18 protein-coding genes and 3 tRNA genes are annotated in these 17,307 nt (G+C 62.0%); 14 read left to right on the top strand and 7 right to left on the bottom strand.

Annotation, left to right across the window (positions count from 1 at the left end):
• Positions 1–34: 34 nt before the first annotated feature.
• A complete protein-coding gene (locus AC2FMN_RS02495) occupies positions 35–3,472 on the top strand; it encodes a pyruvate carboxylase (protein WP_496685972.1) in 3,438 nt (1,145 codons plus the stop codon).
• Positions 3,473–3,530: 58 nt separating this feature from the next.
• On the opposite strand, the gene AC2FMN_RS02490 is transcribed toward AC2FMN_RS02495, so the two are convergent.
• On the bottom strand, positions 3,531–4,511 hold the full coding sequence (locus tag AC2FMN_RS02490) for a hypothetical protein (protein WP_496685969.1): 981 nt from the start codon (positions 4,509–4,511) through the stop codon (positions 3,531–3,533).
• A 413-nt stretch (positions 4,512–4,924) separates the two neighbouring features.
• Between AC2FMN_RS02490 and AC2FMN_RS02485 the strand changes: the two genes are divergently transcribed.
• Both AC2FMN_RS02485 and AC2FMN_RS02480 read left to right on the top strand, forming a co-directional pair.
• A tRNA-Gly gene (locus tag AC2FMN_RS02485) sits at positions 4,925–4,999 on the top strand.
• Positions 5,000–5,033: 34 nt separating this feature from the next.
• Positions 5,034–5,108: transfer RNA gene (locus tag AC2FMN_RS02480), tRNA-Gly, on the top strand.
• Positions 5,109–5,178: 70 nt separating this feature from the next.
• On the opposite strand, the gene AC2FMN_RS02475 is transcribed toward AC2FMN_RS02480, so the two are convergent.
• Complete coding sequence (locus AC2FMN_RS02475) at positions 5,179–5,418, bottom strand: Lrp/AsnC ligand binding domain-containing protein (protein WP_149774720.1); 240 nt, start codon at positions 5,416–5,418, stop codon at positions 5,179–5,181.
• Between the two features lie 155 nt (positions 5,419–5,573).
• Here AC2FMN_RS02475 and hisB point away from each other — a divergent pair, with 155 nt between their 5' ends.
• Together hisB and hisH are read left to right on the top strand one after the other, a co-directional pair.
• The gene (gene hisB / locus AC2FMN_RS02470) at positions 5,574–6,161 is read left to right on the top strand and encodes an imidazoleglycerol-phosphate dehydratase HisB (protein WP_496685966.1); all 588 of its coding nucleotides are present in this window, start codon (positions 5,574–5,576) and stop codon (positions 6,159–6,161) included.
• Positions 6,162–6,800, top strand: a complete 639-nt coding sequence (gene hisH / locus AC2FMN_RS02465) for an imidazole glycerol phosphate synthase subunit HisH (RefSeq protein WP_496685963.1) — start codon at positions 6,162–6,164, stop codon at positions 6,798–6,800.
• 4 nt (positions 6,801–6,804) lie between these two features.
• On the opposite strand, the gene AC2FMN_RS02460 is transcribed toward hisH, so the two are convergent.
• Positions 6,805–7,212: a DUF2147 domain-containing protein gene (locus AC2FMN_RS02460; RefSeq protein WP_496678805.1), complete on the bottom strand. Its 408-nt coding sequence runs from the start codon at positions 7,210–7,212 to the stop codon at positions 6,805–6,807.
• A 135-nt stretch (positions 7,213–7,347) separates the two neighbouring features.
• Here AC2FMN_RS02460 and hisA point away from each other — a divergent pair, with 135 nt between their 5' ends.
• The 4 genes from hisA to AC2FMN_RS02440 all read left to right on the top strand — a co-directional run bounded on the left by hisA (position 7,348) and on the right by AC2FMN_RS02440 (position 9,930).
• Positions 7,348–8,070 (top strand): 1-(5-phosphoribosyl)-5-[(5-phosphoribosylamino)methylideneamino]imidazole-4-carboxamide isomerase, encoded by a 723-nt coding sequence (gene hisA, locus AC2FMN_RS02455; RefSeq protein WP_496678804.1) that lies wholly within the window; start codon positions 7,348–7,350, stop codon positions 8,068–8,070.
• Between the two features lie 123 nt (positions 8,071–8,193).
• Positions 8,194–8,955 (top strand): imidazole glycerol phosphate synthase subunit HisF, encoded by a 762-nt coding sequence (gene hisF / locus AC2FMN_RS02450; protein ID WP_496678803.1) that lies wholly within the window; start codon positions 8,194–8,196, stop codon positions 8,953–8,955.
• A complete protein-coding gene (locus tag AC2FMN_RS02445) occupies positions 8,952–9,269 on the top strand; it encodes a phosphoribosyl-ATP diphosphatase (RefSeq protein WP_496685961.1) in 318 nt (105 codons plus the stop codon). The genes hisF and AC2FMN_RS02445 overlap by 4 nt, the downstream gene beginning before the upstream one ends.
• A gap of 85 nt (positions 9,270–9,354) precedes the next feature.
• A complete protein-coding gene (locus tag AC2FMN_RS02440) occupies positions 9,355–9,930 on the top strand; it encodes a hypothetical protein (protein WP_496678800.1) in 576 nt (191 codons plus the stop codon).
• Between the two features lie 4 nt (positions 9,931–9,934).
• Here the strand turns inward: AC2FMN_RS02440 and AC2FMN_RS02435 are convergent, their stop codons facing one another.
• The 4 genes from AC2FMN_RS02435 to rlmB all read right to left on the bottom strand — a co-directional run bounded on the left by AC2FMN_RS02435 (position 9,935) and on the right by rlmB (position 12,236).
• A complete protein-coding gene (locus AC2FMN_RS02435) occupies positions 9,935–10,405 on the bottom strand; it encodes a CoA-binding protein (protein WP_496678799.1) in 471 nt (156 codons plus the stop codon).
• Positions 10,406–10,606: 201 nt separating this feature from the next.
• Positions 10,607–11,014 (bottom strand): YHS domain-containing (seleno)protein, encoded by a 408-nt coding sequence (locus tag AC2FMN_RS02430; RefSeq protein ID WP_496678798.1) that lies wholly within the window; start codon positions 11,012–11,014, stop codon positions 10,607–10,609.
• A gap of 145 nt (positions 11,015–11,159) precedes the next feature.
• Positions 11,160–11,450, bottom strand: coding sequence for a hypothetical protein (locus AC2FMN_RS02425; RefSeq protein WP_496678949.1), 291 nt, complete (start codon positions 11,448–11,450; stop codon positions 11,160–11,162).
• A gap of 12 nt (positions 11,451–11,462) precedes the next feature.
• The gene (rlmB, locus tag AC2FMN_RS02420) at positions 11,463–12,236 is read right to left on the bottom strand and encodes a 23S rRNA (guanosine(2251)-2'-O)-methyltransferase RlmB (protein ID WP_496685959.1); all 774 of its coding nucleotides are present in this window, start codon (positions 12,234–12,236) and stop codon (positions 11,463–11,465) included.
• A 116-nt stretch (positions 12,237–12,352) separates the two neighbouring features.
• On the opposite strand from rlmB, the gene AC2FMN_RS02415 reads away from it, so the two are divergent.
• The 5 genes from AC2FMN_RS02415 (at position 12,353) to AC2FMN_RS02395 (ending at position 17,302) form a co-directional block, all read left to right on the top strand.
• A tRNA-Tyr gene (locus AC2FMN_RS02415) sits at positions 12,353–12,436 on the top strand.
• A gap of 406 nt (positions 12,437–12,842) precedes the next feature.
• The gene (locus AC2FMN_RS02410) at positions 12,843–14,189 is read left to right on the top strand and encodes a substrate-binding protein (protein ID WP_496678792.1); all 1,347 of its coding nucleotides are present in this window, start codon (positions 12,843–12,845) and stop codon (positions 14,187–14,189) included.
• Between the two features lie 104 nt (positions 14,190–14,293).
• Positions 14,294–15,325: a branched-chain amino acid ABC transporter permease gene (locus AC2FMN_RS02405; protein ID WP_170340251.1), complete on the top strand. Its 1,032-nt coding sequence runs from the start codon at positions 14,294–14,296 to the stop codon at positions 15,323–15,325.
• A 3-nt stretch (positions 15,326–15,328) separates the two neighbouring features.
• On the top strand, positions 15,329–16,534 hold the full coding sequence (locus tag AC2FMN_RS02400) for a branched-chain amino acid ABC transporter permease (protein ID WP_496678790.1): 1,206 nt from the start codon (positions 15,329–15,331) through the stop codon (positions 16,532–16,534).
• Between the two features lie 12 nt (positions 16,535–16,546).
• Positions 16,547–17,302 (top strand): ABC transporter ATP-binding protein, encoded by a 756-nt coding sequence (locus AC2FMN_RS02395; protein ID WP_496685956.1) that lies wholly within the window; start codon positions 16,547–16,549, stop codon positions 17,300–17,302.
• The last annotated feature ends 5 nt before the right edge of the window (positions 17,303–17,307 follow it).

Raw genomic sequence — 17,307 nt, 5'->3', positions numbered from 1 at the left:
TAACACGGCCAAATGCAAAAGACCGGGACTTGCCATGACTGACTTCAAGAAAATCCTGATCGCCAACAGGGGTGAGATTGCCATTCGCGTAATGCGCGCCGCGAACGAGATGGGCAAACGCACCGTTGCCGTCTATGCCGAGGAGGACAAGTTGGGCCTGCACCGGTTCAAGGCGGACGAGGCGTATCGCATCGGCGAGGGTCTGGGCCCGGTCGCGGCCTATCTGTCGATCGACGAGATCATCCGCGTCGCCAAGGAAAGCGGCGCTGACGCCATCCACCCGGGCTATGGCCTGCTGTCGGAAAACCCCGATTTCGTGGATGCCTGCGTGCAAAACGGCATCACCTTCATTGGCCCCAAAGCTGAAACCATGCGCGCCCTGGGCGACAAGGCCAGCGCCCGCAAGGTAGCGATTGCCGCCGGCGTGCCGGTGATCCCGGCGACCGAGGTTCTGGGCGACGACATGGACGCGATCCGCAAGGAAGCGGCCGAGATCGGCTATCCGCTGATGCTCAAGGCGTCCTGGGGCGGCGGCGGCCGCGGGATGCGCCCGATCTATTCCGAAGACGAGTTGGAGGAGAAGGTTCTGGAAGGCCGCCGCGAGGCCGAGGCCGCGTTCGGCAATGGTGAGGGCTATCTGGAAAAGATGATCACTCGCGCCCGCCATGTCGAGGTGCAGATCCTGGGCGACAAGCACGGGCAGATCTATCACCTGTATGAACGCGACTGCTCGGTCCAGCGCCGCAACCAGAAGGTCGTGGAACGCGCCCCTGCCCCATATCTGACCGAAGAACAACGCGTCGAACTGTGCGACCTGGGCCGCCGCATCTGCGCGCATGTGAACTATGAATGCGCCGGTACGGTGGAATTCCTGATGGATATGGAGACCGGCAAGTTCTACTTCATCGAGGTGAACCCCCGCGTCCAGGTCGAACACACCGTGACCGAAGAGGTCACCGGCATCGACATCGTGCAGGCGCAGATCCTGATCGCCGAGGGCAAGACCTTGGCCGAAGCCACCGGCAAGGCCAGCCAGGACGAGATCCGCCTCAACGGCCACGCGCTGCAGACCCGTGTGACCACCGAGGATCCGCTCAACAACTTCATACCCGATTATGGGCGCATCACGGCCTATCGCTCGGCCACGGGCATGGGCATCCGGCTGGATGGCGGCACGGCCTATGCCGGCGGGGTGATCACGCGGTATTATGACTCGCTGCTGACCAAGGTCACCGCCTGGGCGCCCACGCCGGAAAAGGCGATCGCCCGCATGGACCGCGCCCTGCGCGAGTTCCGCGTGCGCGGTGTTTCCACCAATATCGCCTTCGTCGAGAACCTGCTGAAGCATCCGACCTTCCTGTCGAACGAATACACCACCAAGTTCATCGACGAGACGCCCGAGCTGTTCCAGTTCAAGAAGCGCCGCGACCGGGGCACCAAGGTTCTGACCTATATCGCCGACATCACGGTCAACGGGCATCCCGAGACCAAGGATCGCCCGCGCCCGCGTGCCGACCTGAAAGAACCGAAGCCCCCCGCGCCCAAGGCCGAACCGCTGATGGGCACACGCAACCTGCTGGAACAGAAAGGCCCGCAGGCCGTGGCCGACTGGATGAAGGCCCAACGCCAGTTGCTGATCACCGACACCACCATGCGCGACGGGCACCAGTCGCTTCTGGCCACCCGCATGCGCTCGATCGACATGATCCGCGTGGCACCCAGCTATGCCGCGAACCTGCCGCAGCTGTTCTCTGTCGAATGCTGGGGCGGGGCAACGTTCGACGTGGCTTATCGCTTTTTGCAGGAATGCCCGTGGCAGCGCCTGCGCGACCTGCGCGAGGCCATGCCCAACCTGATGACCCAGATGCTGCTGCGCGGCGCCAATGGGGTGGGCTATACCAATTATCCCGACAACGTGGTGCAGGAGTTCGTGCGCCAGGCCGCCAAGAACATCGACGTGTTCCGCGTGTTCGACTCTCTGAACTGGGTCGAGAACATGCGCGTGGCGATGGACGCGGTGATCGAGAACGGCAAGATATGCGAAGGCACCGTCTGCTATACCGGCGATATACTTGATCCGAACCGCGCCAAGTATGACCTGAAATACTATGTCGGCATGGCCAAGGAACTGCGCGATGCCGGTGCCCATGTTCTGGGCCTTAAAGACATGGCCGGTCTCTTGAAACCCGCCGCCGCGCGGGTTCTGATCCGCGCACTGAAAGAAGAGGTCGGCCTGCCGATCCATTTCCACACCCACGACACCGCCGGCATCGCCAGCGCCACTATCCTGGCGGCCAGCGAAGCGGGCGTGGACGTGGTGGACTGCGCGATGGACAGCTTCTCAGGCAATACCAGCCAGGCGACGCTGGGCACCGTGGTCGAGGCCCTGCGCCACACCGACCGCGACACCGGGCTGGACATCAAGGCGATCCGCGAGATCAGCGATTATTTCGAGGCGGTGCGCGGCCAATACGCGGCCTTCGAATCCGGGCTGCAGGCCCCCGCCTCCGAGGTCTATCTGCACGAGATGCCGGGCGGCCAGTTCACCAACCTCAAAGCGCAGGCGCGGTCGATGGGGCTGGAGGAACGCTGGCACGAGGTGGCGCAGATGTATGCGGACGTGAACCAGATGTTCGGCGACATCGTCAAAGTGACGCCGTCCTCGAAAGTGGTGGGCGATATGGCGCTGATGATGGTCAGCCAGGGTCTGACCCGTGAGCAGGTCGAAGACCCCGATGTCGATGTCGCCTTCCCCGACTCGGTCATCGACATGATGCGCGGTAACCTGGGCCAGCCGCCCGGCGGCTTCCCGGAGAAGATCGTCAAGAAGGTGTTGAAGGGTGAAAAACCCAATACCGAACGCCCCGGCAAACACCTGCCGCCGATCGATCTGGAGGCTACCCGCGCCGAGCTATCGAAACTGCTGGAGGGCAAGGAGGTCGATGACGAGGACCTGAACGGATACCTCATGTATCCCAAGGTGTTCCTGGACTACATGGGCCGTCACCGGATCTATGGCCCGGTGCGCACCCTGCCGACCAAGACATTCTTCTACGGCATGGAGCCGGGCGAGGAGATCTCGGCCGAGATCGACCCCGGCAAGACGCTGGAAATCCGGTGCCAGGCGATCAGCGAGACCGACGAAAAAGGTGAGGTGAAGGTGTTCTTCGAACTGAACGGTCAGCCCCGCGTGATCCGGGTGCCCAACCGGATGGTCCAGGCCTCGACCATTCAGCGGCCCAAGGCCGAGCCGGGCAACGCCAACCATGTCGGCGCACCAATGCCGGGCGTGGTGTCGACCGTGGCCGTGACCGCAGGCCAGGAAGTCAAGGAAGGCGACCTTCTGCTGACCATCGAGGCGATGAAAATGGAAACCGGCATCCATGCCGAGCGCGACGCCACCGTGAAGGCGGTGCATGTCCAGCCCGGCGGCCAGATCGACGCCAAGGACCTGCTGATCGAACTGGAGTGACCAGTATCGCCACAAAAAAGGCGCGCCCCACGGCGCGCCTTTTTTCGTTTCTACCCGTTCAGCCGTCGCTGGTTTCCGCGACGGGCTGTTGCGGCAACTGGTCCGGCGTGTCGTCGATCGAAACCTCGTCGTCCTGCTCGATCGGCGCCGGCAGGCCCAACAGGTCGTGCAGTTCATGCAACGCCGGATCCGACAGGTCGCGGCCGCCGGTCAGCGTGTCCAGCGCCTCTCGCGGATCATCAGCCTCGGCCAGCGCGTCTTCGGCCTCGGTCACGGCCTGTTCGGCCTCGGCCACGGCGGCTTCATACTTTTCCTGCGCGGTGATGCCTTCGGCGGCTTCTTCCTCGGTCGGCGCGAACTGGTCTTCGATCTCGGAGTCGGTCAAGCCTTGCAGGTCGGCCAATTCCCGTTCGCGCTGTTCAAGATCCTCGGCCGCGCCCGAGAAACCGAGTATGGTCTGCTGATAGCTGTAAAGCTTGCCCGGCATGCTGTTCGGGGCCGCGTTCATCAAAGCCGTCTGGCTGGCATGAGCAGCATTCAATCCCTTGAGTTCGGACGCGATCTTGCCGTGTTTGCTGGGTTTGACATAGGGTTCTTCCACCACCGTAGTCACGGGCGCGACCCTTGCCTTCCGGACCGGTGTCTCGGCCTTCTTTTTCCCTTTGAACAGGTTGTCCAGTTTCGCCACGAACCCGTTCTGCCCGGTGCTGCGGTTATTCGATTTGGCTGACTTGCGCTCGGTTTTGGGCTTGGACAGCCCCAATCCGGACAAGAAACCTTTGCCCTGACCCGATTTGCCTTTGCTGGCGTTGCTGCGCCCGGAATTGCCGCTCTTGGCGCTTCCGCGGTCGCCGGCCTTGTCGGCTCCTTTGCCCTTGCCGCCATCGTTGCCGCCGCCTTTGCCCCCACCGTTGCCGTTGCCATTTCCGTTCTTGGCAATCGCAATGTCAGGCGTGGCCACAACCGCAACGAAGCCGACCGCCCCGGCCAGCAATATCGATGTCGCCACGACCCGCGAAATTGAAGAAATCTTATGCATCACTAACTCCTTCCGAGCTATCCGGGACGAACGCATCACGACACGGATTGCGGACAAATAGAGATTAACGAATACACTAAATTTAGAAAGTGGCAAAAGTCTGACGACGAAACCCTGTCAGCCGTTGGACGCCAGTGTCCGGACTTGCATCACAACCATTGACTCCCTGTGCTCTTGGCGGTGTTTGTCCGGCTGACCGGCCATCAACGCCAGCAGGATTGCGCCTGCCAAGGCCACAAGCTTCAAATTCTCGACCCTGCCCCTCATTTCGCCTCCACTATCGTCTCAGCCGGGTGTTTCAGGTTTTGAACGGCCGCGCGGCGCTGTTCCGTCGGAAAATTTTTTCGGTTTTCGTGCGTTTTTCCTCTTGCAGCTTTCCGCCAGAATTTATAGTTCACGCCTCACTCGACGGCGCGGGCGTAGCTCAGGGGTAGAGCATTACCTTGCCAAGGTAAGGGTCGTGAGTTCGAATCTCATCGCCCGCTCCAACGAGGACCGAAAGGTCATACAAGATATCTGTTTGCGGGCGTAGCTCAGGGGTAGAGCATTACCTTGCCAAGGTAAGGGTCGTGAGTTCGAATCTCATCGCCCGCTCCAGATGTCAGCTTTTTCCGAACACAAAGTCGGGTCCGACCCAGCCGCATATCGGCCGGATCGGTGTGCGTTTTCAGAACGCCTTGAACGTCATAGTGGTCAGCGACCGTTCGATGTTGGGAATGTCCAGCAGCCGTTCGTTGATGAAATGCCCCACGTCCTGGTCCTTGGGGATATAGAGCTTGAGCAGCAAGTCCCATTCTCCGCTGGTCGAATACAGCTCCGAATGAATCTCGCGCAGGGCGATTTCTTCGGCGACCTTGTAGGTGGTGCCGGGTTTGCAGCGGATCTGGATGAAGACGCAGGTGGACATTTGCAATGACCTTGTTTGTTTCCTTGCGCGCAAGCTGGCACGCCGGGCAGCCGGGTGCAATCCCTTGCAACAGTTGGCCGCGACCGAAACGATCTGACTGGAATCCCCCGCCCGTCCCCGTCTATAAGCGCCCCTGTAGCAAGAGGATTTCGCCAATGCGCACAGCTTCGATCAGCCGCAAGACCGCCGAGACCGCGATTTCGGTCGAGGTCAACCTCGACGGCACCGGCACCTATGACAACCAGACCGGCGTGGGGTTCTTCGATCACATGCTGGACCAGTTGGCGCGGCATTCCCTGATCGACATGGCGATCCGGGCCAAGGGCGACTATCACATCGACGACCACCACACCGTCGAAGACACCGGCATCGCGCTGGGTCAGGCGCTGACGCAGGCGCTGGGGGACAAGAAAGGCATCCGGCGGTATGGCGAGTGCCACCTGCCGATGGATGACGCGCAGGTGCGCTGCGCGCTGGACCTGTCGGGCCGACCGTTTCTGGTTTGGAACGTGGACCTGCCGACACCCAAGATCGGCAGTTTCGACACCGAGTTGGTGCGCGAGTTCTTTCAGGCGCTGGCCACCCATGGCGGCATCACCCTCCATATCGACCAGTTGCACGGCCTCAACAGCCACCACATCGCCGAGGCGGCGTTCAAGGCCGTCGCCCGCGCCCTGCGCCAAGCGGTCGAGACCGATCCGCGCAAAGGGGATGCGATTCCGTCCACCAAAGGCGCGCTCTAGATGCTGACCGCGATCATCGACTACGAAAGCGGCAACCTGCACTCGGCGGAAAAGGCGTTTCAACGCATGGCGCGCGAGCTGGACGCGGGCGAGGTCGTCGTGACTTCGGACGCCGATGTGGTGGCGCGCGCCGATCGGCTGGTGCTGCCCGGCGACGGCGCCTTTCCCGCCTGCGCGGCCGAGCTGCGCGGGCACAAGGGCATCCACGATGCGATGGTCGAAGCGGTCGAGCAGAAAGGCCGCCCATTCCTAGGTATCTGCGTCGGCATGCAGCTGATGGCGACCACGGGCCGCGAATATACCGACACGCCAGGCCTGAATTGGGTGACCGGAGACGTGGTGCGGATCGAGCCCACGGACCGAGCGCTTAAGGTTCCGCATATGGGGTGGAACGATCTGGTGATCGAGAGCGAGCACCCGGTGTTCGACGGCGTCAACTCAGGCGATCACGTCTATTTCGTCCACTCCTACCATTTCCGCGTCGCCAATCCGGCGCAACGTCTGGCCCATGTGGACTATGGCGGGCCGGTCACGGCCGTAATCGGCCGCGACACGATGATCGGGATGCAGTTTCACCCTGAAAAAAGCCAGGATGTGGGCCTGAGGATGATCGGAAACTTCCTGACTTGGGCCCCCTGACCGGTTACTGCACGCGGGTCCAGGCCTGGCCGCGACAGATCAGGCCGCCCGCAACGCAACCCTTGACCGTCAGCTTGTTCTGACCGTCCAGCGACATCTTGGAGTTGTAGGTCTTGTCCCGGTCCGGTGCCCAGATCTTGCCGCCGCTGTAGCTGCCTCCGCCATCCGCGACCATGTCCCAGATGATGTTCTTGCCCAGGTTCTCATAATCCAGCTGCTGGTTTCCGTCCTTGTCGAACGCGCTGTCGATGATGCCGCAAACGGCGCTGCCGCAAGGGCTGATCGAAACGTGCAGATATCCGCCGGTATCCCCCGGCTGGGTTTTCCAAAGCCCGTCGACCGGGTCATCGGCACGTGCGCCAGTGGCCATGGTGACCAGCGCCGCAGCAGCGGCCAGAGCAAGTTTGTTCATGGTGTCCTCCCTGTTTTGCAGGCAGTCTGACCGCCGGCACCCGTTCCGGCAAGATTGACTTTGCGTCGCGTTGCATCCCCTGCCCCGCCTGTGCCATATGCCGCGCCAGTACCAGTCACGAGAAGGCCGCCCGACATGATCCTCTACCCCGCAATCGACCTGAAAGACGGCCAGGCCGTGCGCCTTCTGCGCGGCGAGATGGACAAGGCCACAGTCTTCAACGAAGACCCCGCCGCCCAGGCCCGCGCGTTTGTCGAAGCCGGCTGCGAATGGCTGCATCTGGTGGACCTGAATGGCGCTTTCGCCGGGGAACCCGTGAACGCCGCCCCGGTCGAGGCGATCCTGAAGTCCTGCGAGGTACCGGCCCAGCTGGGCGGCGGCATCCGCGACATGGCCACGATCGAGACCTGGCTGGACAAAGGGCTGGCCCGGGTGATTCTGGGCACGGTTGCGGTGGAAAACCCCGATCTGGTCCGTCAGGCGGCCAAGGCCTTTCCCGGCCAGGTCGCCGTCGGCATCGACGCACGCAATGGACGCGTCGCCACCAAGGGCTGGGCCGAGGAAACCGACGTGATGGTGACCGACCTGGCGCGCAGCTTTGAAGACGCGGGCGTGGCGGCGATCATCTACACCGACATCAACCGCGACGGCGCGATGCAAGGCCCCAATGTCGAGGCCACGGCCGACCTGGCCCGGGCAGTCTCGATCCCGGTGATCGCCAGCGGTGGGGTCAGTTCGCTGGACGACCTGATCGCGCTGCGCGACTGCGGCGCAAACTTGAACGGCGCGATTTCAGGTCGCGCGCTTTATGACGGAGCGCTGGATCTGCGCCAAGCGCTGGCAGCATTGCGCGACTGACCGCTTCATCTGGCCCGAAATATCCTCGGGGGTGAATTGGCCGCAGGCCAAGAGGGGGCAGACAGCCCCCTGCCCCTCCAAAACAAATTGCGCCGACAGAATCCCCAGGGCTATAACCACCCCATGCTGAAAACCCGCATCATCCCCTGCCTCGACGTGGCCGATGGCCGCGTGGTCAAAGGCGTGAACTTCGTCGGCCTGCGCGATGCGGGCGACCCGGTGGAATCGGCCAAGGCCTATGACGCCGCCGGCGCTGACGAGATCTGCTTTCTTGACATCCACGCCACCCACGAAAACCGCGGCACCATGTTCGACGTGGTTCAGCGCACGGCCGAGCAGTGCTTCGTACCGCTGACAGTGGGTGGAGGCGTGCGTACCAAGGATGACGTGCGCGCGCTGCTGCTGGCGGGGGCCGACAAGGTCAGCTTCAACTCGGCCGCCGTGTCCAACCCCGACGTGATCGCCGAAGCTGCCGACCAGTTCGGCAGCCAGTGCATCGTCTGCGCCATCGACGCCAAAACCGTCAGCCCCGGCAAATGGGAGATCTTCACCCACGGCGGGCGCAAACCTACCGGCATCGACGCCGTCGAATTTGCCAAAACCGTCGTCGCCAAGGGCGCTGGCGAAATTCTGCTGACATCGATGGACCGCGACGGCACCAAGGCGGGGTTCAACATTCCCCTAACCCGCGCGATCTCGGACGCGGTCGACGTGCCGGTGATCGCCTCGGGCGGCGTGGGTAATCTGGACCACTTGGTCGAAGGCGTGACCGAAGGTGGGGCCAGCGCGGTGCTTGCGGCGTCGATCTTCCATTTCGGCGAATACACGATCCGCGAGGCCAAGGAACACATGGCCGCTGCGGGTATCCCCATGAGGCTGACATGAGCATACTGGATGATCTGGCCGCCACGATCGCGTCCCGCAAAGGCGTCGACCCCGAATCAAGCTGGACCGCCAAGCTGCTGTCCAAAGGCCCCGAGAAATGCGCCGAGAAGTTCGGCGAGGAAGCCGTGGAGGCGATCATCGAAGCCGTGAAGGGCGACCGCGACCGGCTGACATCCGAGGCCGCCGACGTGCTGTATCACCTGCTGGTCATGCTGGCCGCGCGCGACGTGGCGCTGGAGGACGTTCTGGCCGAGCTTGCCAGGCGGCAAGGCACCAGCGGCATCGCCGAAAAGGCCGCACGCGACCGGGGCTGACACCCGGCTTTCACCAATAGCGTCCGCGCCCTATACTGGTTGACCGAAGCGCCTGTCGGGCGCAGGGTCGACAAGGGACGCAGGCATGTTCAAACCCATGATCTGGACAATGACGATGCTGGCCATTCTGGGGCTTGGCGCATGCACGTCCGCGCCGCCCGCCCGCAGCGACGATGTCGCGCGTCTGGCAGCCCAGATCCGGGCGCTGGGGCCCGAGGTGGACCCCGAAGAGGCCCAGCGCGCGGCTCGAATCGCCTACGCCTACACCGCGCAGCTGGCGCAGGAATACCAGATCACCGATCCGCCGCTGATCCACAATGCCAAGGTCAACAAGGGGCTGCGGCCGCGCGGGCTGTGCTGGCACTGGGCCGAGGACATGGAACGCCGCCTGAACCAAGAGAAGTTTCACACGCTGACCCTCCACCGCGCGATCGCCAATGCCGACAACCCGTTCCGAATAGATCACAGCACGGCGATCATCAGCCGCCGCGGCACTTCGATGTATGATGGAGTCGTCCTGGACCCCTGGCGCTATGGCGGGATTCTTTTCTGGGCGCCCTTGCGCAAGGACTCGCGGTACGAATGGGTCCCGCGCGACATCGTGCTGGAGAAACGACGGCAAGAGCAGGTGGCCCGGCTGAGACCGGCGGCGGTCAACTGAGCAGCTAGAGCTTGGACGAGATGATCCCCGTGGCGAACCCGCCCATACGCAGCTCTCCGAACAAGCGTTGATATTCGATCTTGGGGCAGCGGTTCATCACCACATCAACCCCGCGCGCCTGCGCCACCGCGGCGGCCTCGGCGTTTTCGACACCGATCTGCATCCAGATCGTGCGCAAGTCGGGAAAAGTGGCCAATGCCTCGTCCACGATCGGGGGAACGGCTTCGGACCTGCGGAAAATGTCCACCATGTCAACAGGTTCCGAGATTTCGGCCAACGAAGCCCGAACGGTTTCACCGAAAAGATCAGCTCCGGAATGGCCGGGATTGACTGGAATCACCCTGTACCCCTTGAGCGACAAGTAGCGCGCGACGTAATAGCTGGGCCGCACCGGATTCATCGACACGCCAACGACCGCTACCACCTTGGTGCGTTTCAGGACGGATCTGAGGAAGTCATCGGAATAGTCAGTCATGGCTGCAGCCTAGCCGTGACTCGGAAAAGAAAAAAGCGCCCAAGGATACCTTGAGCGCCAGTTGTTGGAACGAGGGACAGTGAAATGACCCGCGGCAGTTCCATTCCGCGGTCACTGTGACATTTAGGCACGAGTTGAGGAAAAAAAAGGGGCTGCGAGCAACTTTGTGATGACAGCTTGATCTCGGCGCACGTTCTCCAGTCATCGATACAAGATGTCAGGCCAGTTCACTTCGGCCTTGCGGATGTATTCCGCCATGTTCGCCTCCCATACCCTCTCGATCTCGGGTGAATGTGTAAGGTACAGGCGCCCGTCCACAATTTTCCAGGCTGTCGGGTCCGTGCTGCTAAGCTGACCGTGTGCCATGGCGAAGGCGCAATAGCCGCCAAACCGCGGAGCGAAGGCCCGTGGATTGCTTTCGAACGCCTCTCGATTCTCTTGAGAAACAAAATGCCACGCCGCTCCCTTCCACATCACCACGATGTCTGGCTTGCCCCGTACGGGGCGACCATCCCGGAAATAGGACACGGTATCAAAGCCCGCCATCGCGCCGCTTGCAGTTTCAAAGAACACCGGTCGCTTTTGCGCCCACAGCGTGGTCGGGGCCATGCAGGCTAGGGAAAGACCGGTAAGGACAGAGCGTCGAGTCAGCATAGCAGTCACAGTTTGAGGGCAATAGGCGCTTCAAGATGCAACTTTTTTCGCGCCGCGAAACCCCCTTGACGCAGTTGTGAAGCCGCGTGTCACGCTGCGTTCAATCGAAAACGTCCTCGATAACATCCCAGGCTTCGTCGAGCACACGATACAGCAGGCCTTTTTTCTTTTTTCGGCGCTTGTTTTTGATCGGCACGTTGCGCCGCACTGCCACGCTGTCCGTCTTGCGCGGCTCGGGTTCCGGTGCTTTCTTGCGCGGCAGCATCTTGAGCTCATGCAGCGGGGCGCCGCAACTGGAACAGCTCAACTCATGCCGCTCGCGGCCTTTCAGGACCAGTGCGGCGCGGGTGCCGCAGTAACAGCATGTGGCAATCTTGGACGGGGCGGGAATGGCTGTCTCCTTTCAGTGCGGCTGAGACGCATATAGGGCAATCGCCGCAGCATTTGAGACGTTCAGCGAACCAAAACCGCCCGCCGCATCGATTTTGACAAGTTCATCCACGGTTTCCTTGGTCTTTTGCCGCAACCCCGGCCCCTCGGCCCCCAGCACGAGGGCCACGGGCTGATCGCGCCGGCCGTCCAGCGCCGCCTCGATGGTCTGATCGGCCTCACCATCCAAGCCCAGAACCAGGAACCCCATATTCTGCAACTCGACGATCGCGTCAGCCAGGTTTCGCACCCGCAGATAGGGTTGGCGCTCCAGCGCCCCGCTGGCGGTCTTGGCCAGGGCACCGGTTTCCGGCGCCGAGTGATGGCGTGTGCCGACGACCGCGCTGGCGCCCAGAACCTCGGCCGAGCGCAGAATCGCGCCCACATTGTGCGGATCGGTCACGCGGTCCAGCAGCAGCACCCGAGGGTTTTTGCGCCCGATGCAATTCTCGGCAAGGCCACCCCATTCCAGCGGCTTGACCTCAAGCGCCGCGCCCTGATGCACCGAGCCCGGGTCGATTGGTGCCGTGAACTTGCGCGGGTCGACGACCTCGGGCTGCAGTCCGGCCTCCGAGATCGCATCCGCCAGCTTGTCCTGCGCGTTGCGGGTCACGATTAGGCGCAGTTTCTGCCGTTTGGGGTTCATCAGCGCATCGCGCACGGCGTGCAATCCGAACAACCAGACGGTTTCGGACGCCGCCGCTTTGCGCGCCTGTTCTTTCTCGATCACCCACTTCGGTTTCTTCATTTTGCTGGCCTCCGGGCCGGGAAGGATGTTTCCTGCGCCAACGCGAAATTTTCCTGTTGACGCTGCTTTTGAGCGCTAGTAATCACGCCTCCACGTCAGGTGCAACGCCTGACAGTGGGCGACAGGCCGCAAGGTGTGGCAGGGGACTGTAACTCCCTCGCGGAGACGCACGCCTGGTTCGATTCCAGGGTCGCCCACCATCTCCACTCGAGCTTGTTGGAAATGGTGTCCGGGGCGCGCGTCTGGATGACGCGAATCCGCCCGACATTGCGTCAATGGCTGGGAAAACATGCGCGCCGCGGCAAAGCATGCAGTTGCACACCGCAAAATGCCTGCCAAGCTTGTAGGAAGGCACCGACGGTTCTGTCGCCGGACGGCACAAAAGTTTTCGAGGAAACCGATTTGCAACAGCGGGATAATCCGGATCCTCTTGCCGATCTTTACAACTCCCCTCGATGGACAGTTCACTTTTTTACAAAATAATATTTCCTTTCCAGCCACTTGTTGGGGAATTTTCCTTCTGCCCCCCATACTCGGCTTGCGAGGTTGTGTTTTACCCGACGGAAGAGGAGCCCGAGGGCGCAACCCGCTAAATGGGAGGAATTCATGTCAAACAAATCTGTCACGCGTCGCGGCGTGCTGAAATCTGGTGCCGTCACAAGCGCCGGTCTGGCTCTGCCGACGATCTTCACCGCCTCGTCGGCCGCGGCCTATACCAACGAACCCACGGGCGGATCGGTCACGCTGGGCTTCAACGTGCCGCAGACCGGCCCCTATGCCGAAGAAGGCAATGACGAACTGCTGGCGCAGCAGCTGGCGGTCGAGCATCTGAACGGCGAAGGCGACGGCGGCTGCCTGAACACCTTCACGTCGAAGGCGCTGAAAGGCAACGGCATCCTGGGCAAGAAGGTCGAGTTCGTCACCGGCGATACGCAGACCAAGTCGGACGCGGCGCGCGCATCGGCCAAGTCGATGATCGAAAAAGATGGCGCGATCATGATCAACGGCGGCTCGTCCTCGGGCGTGGCCGTGGCCGTTCAGGGCCTCTGCCAAGAGGCGGGCGTGATCTTCATGGCCGGCCTGACCCACGCCAACGACACCACCGGCAAGGACAAGAAGGCGAACGGCTTCCGTCACTTCTTCAACGCCTACATGTCGGGCGCGGCGCTGGCGCCGGTGCTGGCCAAGGAAATGGGTTCCGACCGTCGGGCCTATCACCTGACCGCCGACTACAACTGGGGCTGGACCCAGGAAGAGTCGATCGTGGCCTCGACCGAGGCGATGGGCTGGGAGACGGTCAATACCGTCAAGACCCCGCTGGCATCGACCGACTTCTCGTCCTACATCGCGCCGGTTCTGAACTCGGGCGCGGACGTGCTGGTTTTGAACCACTACGGCGGCAACATGGTCAACTCGCTGACCAACGCGATCCAGTTCGGCCTGCTCGACAAGGTCGTGAACGGCAAGGACTTCAAGATCGTCGTTCCGCTGTATTCGGAACTGATGGCCGCCGGTGCGGGCGAGAACATCAAAGGCGTGCTGGGTTCGATGAACTGGAACTGGCAGCTGCAGGATGAGGGCACCAAGGCCTTCGTGAAGTCCTTCGGCGAGAAATACGGCAAACCGCCGTCGAACTCGGCCCAGACCTGCTATGCACAGGTTCTGCTGTACGCGGATGCGTGCGAGCGCGCCGGCACCTTCAACCCCTGCGGCGTCGTCGAGGCCCTGGAAGGCTTTGAGTTCGACGGGCTGGGCAATGGTCCGACCCTGTACCGCGCCGACGACCACCAGTGCTTCAAGGACGTGCTGGTCGTGCGTGGCAATATGAACCCGACCAACGCCTATGACACGCTCGAGATCGTCGAGATCACGCCGCGCGCGCAGGTGGAATACGCACCCGACCACCCGATGTTCGCCGGCGGCGAACTGGGCAAGTGCAACCCGGGCGCGTAATCCCGACACTCGGTTTTTCGCAAGAAAACCCCTGAGTCCTCAAAACGGCTCTCTCCGGTCAGACGACCGGGGAGAGCTGCCGGGACCAGTCAAAGGTAAGGACAATGGACGCAATCCTACTGCAAATTCTGAACGGGCTGGACAAGGGCTCGGCCTATGCGCTGATCGCGCTGGGGCTGACGCTGATCTTCGGCACGCTCGGCGTGGTGAACTTCGCCCACGGTGCTTTGTTCATGATCGGCGCCTTCTGTGCCGTCACGCTTCAGAAGATCTTCAACCTCAGCTACGAGGTGGTCGATGAGACCCAGACCGACTTTCTGGGCAACCCGCTGAAGGTGAAGACCCCCTATGTAGAAAGCTGGTTCGGCCCCGAGCTGGGCGCGACCATCATCGACTGGTCCGTGCCACTGGCCATCCTGTTCGCGATCCCGATCATGCTGATGGTCGGCTACGTGATGGAACGCGGCCTGATCAAGCATTTCTACAAGCGTCCCCATGCAGATCAGATCCTTGTGACCTTCGGCCTGGCCATCGTTCTGCAAGAAATCATCAAGTATTTCTTCGGCGCCAACCCGATCCAGACCCCGCCGCCTGCCGCGCTGAGCGGGTCCGTCGATCTGGGCGTGGCGCTTGGCTTTGACCCGAATGCCATCATCTATCCGATCTGGCGACTGGTCTATTTCCTGTTCGCGGTCGTGATCATCGGAGGCGTGTTCTCTTTCCTGCAGTTCACCACCTTCGGCATGGTGGTGCGCGCCGGCATGGCCGACCGAGAAACCGTGGGCCTCTTGGGCATCAACATCGACCGCCGGTTCACCATCATGTTCGGCATCGCCGCCGCGGTGGCTGGCCTCGCGGGCGTGATGTACGGGCCGCTGAACCCGCCCAACTATCACATGGGAATGGATTTCCTTGTGCTCAGCTTCGTGGTCGTGGTCGTCGGCGGCATGGGCTCGCTACCCGGTGCGGTTCTGGCCGGGTTCCTTCTGGGCATCCTTGAAAGCTTTGCCTCGACCACCTGGGCGACCACCACGATCCCGGGCATCAACCAGATTATCATCTACCTGGTCGCGATCATCGTTCTTCTGACCCGTCCGCGGGGATTGATGGGCCGCAAAGGCGTGATGGAGGAATAACCCATGCTGGGACTGAACAAGAAAGACACAAGCCTGCTGATCGTCGTCGCAATCCTGACGCTGCTGGCCCCCTTCATCCTGAACCCCTTCCCCACTGACAGCGCCATGGCGCAGTTCAACGCGGGCTATCCGGACCTGATGCAGCGGTTCGTGATCTTCGGCATCTTTGCCATCGGGTTCAACATCCTGTTCGGCCTGACCGGATACCTGTCCTTCGGCCACGCGGCCTTTCTGGGTGTGGGTTCCTACTCGGCCGTGTGGATGTTCAAGCTGCTCAGCTACAACGTCATTCCAGCCATCGCGCTGAGCGTCGTGGTCGCCGGGCTGTTCTCGGTTCTGATCGGCTATGTCAGCCTGCGCCGGTCGGGGATCTACTTTTCGATCCTGACGCTGGCCTTCGCGCAAATGAGCTTTGCGCTGGCCTATTCGGTGCTGTCGAACCCCAAGTTCAACCTGACCAACGGGGAAACCGGCCTGCAGGTCTATGCCGATGACCCGCAGATCCTGCAGGGGGCCAATGCGCCCGATCTGCCGCATCTGTTCGGCCTGCCGATGCGCGCGACCTACACGATGGATGTCGGCGCGTGGAGCTTTGACTTCAACGCGGGCTACTATCTGTGCGCGGTGATCATGATGGTGGTGTTCTACCTGGCGATCCGCATCTTCCGCTCGCCCTTCGGCATGATGCTGCGAGCGGTGAAGTCGAACCAGCAGCGGATGAACTATACCGGGCTGAACTCCAAGCCCTACACGCTGGCAGCCTTTGTGATCTCGGGCATGTATGCCGGCCTGGCCGGTGGCCTGATGGCCGCGATGGACCCGCTGGCCGGCGCCGAGCGGATGCAATGGACCGCCTCGGGCGAGGTCGTTCTGATGACCATCCTGGGCGGCACCGGTACTCTGATCGGACCGGTTCTGGGTGCTGGCTTCATCAAGTATTTCGAGAACATCTTCTCGAAGATCAACGACAACGTGTTGCACGGCTGGTTCGCCTTCCTGCCCGACGGGCTCGAGGACGCGGTGGTGTTCATCATCCACCCGTTCATCGGCAAGGGCTGGCACCTGACCTTGGGCATCCTGTTCATGCTGGTGGTGATCTACCTGCCCGGCGGGCTGGTCGAGGGCGGTCAGCGGTTGCTGAACTGGATCCGCCGCAAAAGCGTTGGCGGGGACGACACCCGCGAAGGCAAAACCGAGCCGGCAGAATAAGGGAACGCGTCAATGGCAATTCTGAAAGTAAAAGATGTCAGCAAGCGCTTCGGCGGCCTCAAGGCCCTGACGGACGTGAACCTGAGCGTCGAGGAGAACTCGGTCCATGCGATCATCGGCCCCAACGGGGCGGGCAAGTCCACCCTGCTGAACTGCCTGGTGGGCAAGCTGATCCCGGATACCGGTTCGGTCTTGTTCGACAACCAGTCTGTGCTGGGGCGCGAGCCGTACCAGATCAACCAGATGGGCATCAGCCGGGTGTTCCAGACCCCCGAGATCTTTGGCGAACTGACCGTAATGGAGAACATGCTGATCCCCATCTTCGCGATGCGAGACGGGGCATTCCGCATGCACGCCTACGAGACCATCGCCAACGAGAAAGAGGTGGTCGAACAGGCAGAGGTCATGCTGGAAGAGATGAACATGGCCGACAAACGGCACATGCATGCAGCCTCGCTGTCGCGCGGTGACAAGCGGCGGCTCGAGATCGGCATGTGTCTCAGCCAGAAGCCTCGCCTGCTGCTGCTGGACGAGCCCACAGCCGGTATGGCACGGGCCGACACCAACAACACCATCGACCTGCTGAAGCAAATCAAGGATGAGCGCGACATCACCATCGCGATCATCGAGCACGACATGCATGTGGTGTTCAGTCTGGCCGAGCGGATCACCGTTCTGGCGCAGGGCACGCCGCTGGTCGAAGACACCCCCGAAAACATCCGCGGAAACCCCAAGGTCCGAGAAGCCTATCTGGGCGAGGCGGCGTGAGGAAA

The organism is Ruegeria sp. BHSC037 (assembly GCF_059613045.1).
The sequence above is the reverse complement of the archived record's forward strand: the minus strand, read 5'-3'. Positions and strand labels throughout refer to the sequence as shown.

Coding starts and splice junctions, on each gene's coding strand:
- AC2FMN_RS02495 (WP_496685972.1), top strand. CDS start 35: ATGACTGACTTCAAGAAAATCCTGATCGCCAACAGGGGTGAGATTGCC.
- AC2FMN_RS02490 (WP_496685969.1), bottom strand. CDS start 4,511: ATGCATAAGATTTCTTCAATTTCGCGGGTCGTGGCGACATCGATATTG.
- AC2FMN_RS02475 (WP_149774720.1), bottom strand. CDS start 5,418: ATGTCCACCTGCGTCTTCATCCAGATCCGCTGCAAACCCGGCACCACC.
- hisB (WP_496685966.1), top strand. CDS start 5,574: ATGCGCACAGCTTCGATCAGCCGCAAGACCGCCGAGACCGCGATTTCG.
- hisH (WP_496685963.1), top strand. CDS start 6,162: ATGCTGACCGCGATCATCGACTACGAAAGCGGCAACCTGCACTCGGCG.
- AC2FMN_RS02460 (WP_496678805.1), bottom strand. CDS start 7,212: ATGAACAAACTTGCTCTGGCCGCTGCTGCGGCGCTGGTCACCATGGCC.
- hisA (WP_496678804.1), top strand. CDS start 7,348: ATGATCCTCTACCCCGCAATCGACCTGAAAGACGGCCAGGCCGTGCGC.
- hisF (WP_496678803.1), top strand. CDS start 8,194: ATGCTGAAAACCCGCATCATCCCCTGCCTCGACGTGGCCGATGGCCGC.
- AC2FMN_RS02445 (WP_496685961.1), top strand. CDS start 8,952: ATGAGCATACTGGATGATCTGGCCGCCACGATCGCGTCCCGCAAAGGC.
- AC2FMN_RS02440 (WP_496678800.1), top strand. CDS start 9,355: ATGTTCAAACCCATGATCTGGACAATGACGATGCTGGCCATTCTGGGG.
- AC2FMN_RS02435 (WP_496678799.1), bottom strand. CDS start 10,405: ATGACTGACTATTCCGATGACTTCCTCAGATCCGTCCTGAAACGCACC.
- AC2FMN_RS02430 (WP_496678798.1), bottom strand. CDS start 11,014: ATGGCCCCGACCACGCTGTGGGCGCAAAAGCGACCGGTGTTCTTTGAA.
- rlmB (WP_496685959.1), bottom strand. CDS start 12,236: ATGAAGAAACCGAAGTGGGTGATCGAGAAAGAACAGGCGCGCAAAGCG.
- AC2FMN_RS02410 (WP_496678792.1), top strand. CDS start 12,843: ATGTCAAACAAATCTGTCACGCGTCGCGGCGTGCTGAAATCTGGTGCC.
- AC2FMN_RS02405 (WP_170340251.1), top strand. CDS start 14,294: ATGGACGCAATCCTACTGCAAATTCTGAACGGGCTGGACAAGGGCTCG.
- AC2FMN_RS02400 (WP_496678790.1), top strand. CDS start 15,329: ATGCTGGGACTGAACAAGAAAGACACAAGCCTGCTGATCGTCGTCGCA.
- AC2FMN_RS02395 (WP_496685956.1), top strand. CDS start 16,547: ATGGCAATTCTGAAAGTAAAAGATGTCAGCAAGCGCTTCGGCGGCCTC.